Genomic DNA, 1,925 nt, shown 5'->3' with positions numbered 1-1,925 from the left:
GTCAGCAAAAAAAATAACCGCCTTAGCTCTGGTCAGCTAGCGGTTATTAAATATCGGGTCTAGAATTTTTGGCGTTGGAAAGTATTTCCATTCCAAAAGTACTAGGCGTACTAGGACCTTTTTGACAACAAAAAAAGGCATCTAAGCCTCCCTAGTGCTATGCTTTAAGCGACGAAACTCAAGATAAGCGGGGTAGGAATAGATGTCTCAACTAGATAATACACTTAAATTACTGGGAATTACAGACACAAACATTCAGGTGTTCGGTACTCGTGAGGAATTTCATGGTCGGGGCTCGGGTCGCAAAAAGTATTTGGTCATCCAGGCAGAGCTTACCTACACACTCAGGCACTGTCCCAGCTGTGGATACAATACGTTGCACCCTAACGGACACAAGCTCACTCATGTCCACATTGCAGGACCATGGACCGGCCCGTAATTCTAGAGCTAAACAAGCAACGCTGGCGTTGTAGTAACTGCCATAGCACTTGTACGGCCACCACTCCAGTGGTATCAACCAACCACGCCATCGGTCACGGACTAGCGACTCATGTGCTGAAGCTAGCCAGTAAATCACTCCCGGCTAAGACTATCGCCAGTCTCACCGGTATTTCGACAAACTCAGTTCAGCGTATTTTGACGGCTAATATTCATCCACACGCGAGCCGCCGGTTACCGATTAATCTATGCTTTGATGAATTCCGTTCCACGCACGGCTCCATGTCGTTTATTTGCATTGACGCCGACACTCACAAATCAGTTAAAGTACTTAGCGACCGCCTTAATAGAACCATCAAACAGTTCTTTCTTAGTCAGTACAGCACCGCAGAACGGGCCGCGGTTCAACGCGTCATCATGGACATGAACGCCTCCTATCAGGCATTCGTGCACGAACTATTCCCTAACGCCGAACTCATTATTGATCGGTTCCACATTATTCAATTAATGGGCCGGACGATTGAAGAGTTTGAGATGTTACAAAATTTGCCGCCGGAAGAATTATTAGCCAGACGTCAAGCTCGCTTCCGCAAGTTTTAAAAGCCCCATATGGGCGCAAGCTTACTTTGGGTTAGTGTAATATCGTATCACAAATGGACTGTTCCGTGATTTAATTCACAAACAAGAGAAAGCCAAGCGCAAAAAGTGCGGGCCCTCCTTGCGTGAAAATAATCTTTTTGTTTGCTGTTACAGAACCGAACAGCGCAGCAATTACAACAAAACCTATAAATAGGACTTGGACGTGAAGCGAAGCCATACCAGTGAGACCATATCGGGCGTATACGATACCGACGCCAACGAAGCCATTGTATAGGCCTTGGTTGGCCATTGACATGCGTGCTTCTTTAATTGCCAAGTATTTCTTCGACAAGTCGAAAGCGTTGCGTGCTATTTTAGTTTGCGTGCCAAACATTTCAAGCAACATAATGAGCAACGCCTCTACTGCGACAAATATAACAAAAATATCTTTCAAAATAATCATCATGATCCTCCTAGTATAGAAAAGGGCTATGAATTGCGCGTCTAAACCACCTTACAAATGTGAACTACTCAGTGTCGCTTATATCACCAATTTCCGGATTTATAAAACAATATGGCCAACTAAAAAGACCGCAATGATGGTTCCTTCACGAATACCTGTCAACGAATGAAAGACTGCCAGAGCAAGAAGCACTGGTACCATGACCATGCTACTGTCACCCCAAATCTTGGCAGTTGGGAATGGTATTTTAACCCCGACAGAAACAGCTCTTGCCAATCCTTCTCCGGGCATTATTATGGAGGTAGATGAAATTTCCCAAAAGGCGCCAACCCCTAATACTAAAACACTTAGCATCGTTAGTAGCAATTTTTTCCACTTGAATTGTCAAGCTAAGAAGCTGTCTAAAATCTCTTAAGTAATAGTGCTAAAAACGCTAAAACGACCA

The 1,925-nt window shown here is 44.4% G+C and carries 2 protein-coding genes and 1 pseudogene; 1 reads left to right on the top strand and 2 read right to left on the bottom strand.

The features are described from left to right. Positions 1 to 202 precede the first annotated feature (202 nt). Positions 203 to 963 (top strand): annotated as a pseudogene (locus FC85_RS15645) (ISL3 family transposase); the annotation flags it as partial. Positions 964 to 1,108: 145 nt separating this feature from the next. On the opposite strand, the gene FC85_RS03000 reads toward FC85_RS15645, so the two are convergent. Together FC85_RS03000 and FC85_RS15415 are read right to left on the bottom strand one after the other, a co-directional pair. Continuing rightward, a complete protein-coding gene (locus tag FC85_RS03000) occupies positions 1,109 to 1,480 on the bottom strand; it encodes a DUF1304 domain-containing protein (RefSeq protein WP_021354596.1) in 372 nt (123 codons plus the stop codon). A gap of 99 nt (positions 1,481 to 1,579) precedes the next feature. After that, a complete protein-coding gene (locus FC85_RS15415) occupies positions 1,580 to 1,846 on the bottom strand; it encodes a DUF6198 family protein (RefSeq protein ID WP_235807821.1) in 267 nt (88 codons plus the stop codon). Between the last annotated feature and the right edge of the window lie 79 nt (positions 1,847 to 1,925).

Source organism: Lentilactobacillus diolivorans DSM 14421 (genome assembly GCF_001434255.1).
Lineage (GTDB): Bacteria > Bacillota > Bacilli > Lactobacillales > Lactobacillaceae > Lentilactobacillus > Lentilactobacillus diolivorans.
The sequence above is the reverse complement of the archived record's forward strand: the minus strand, read 5'-3'. Positions and strand labels throughout refer to the sequence as shown.

Excerpts from the sequence above, each read along its gene's own strand:
- FC85_RS03000 (WP_021354596.1), bottom strand. The coding sequence starts at position 1,480 with ATGATTATTTTGAAAGATATTTTTGTTATATTTGTCGCAGTAGAGGCG.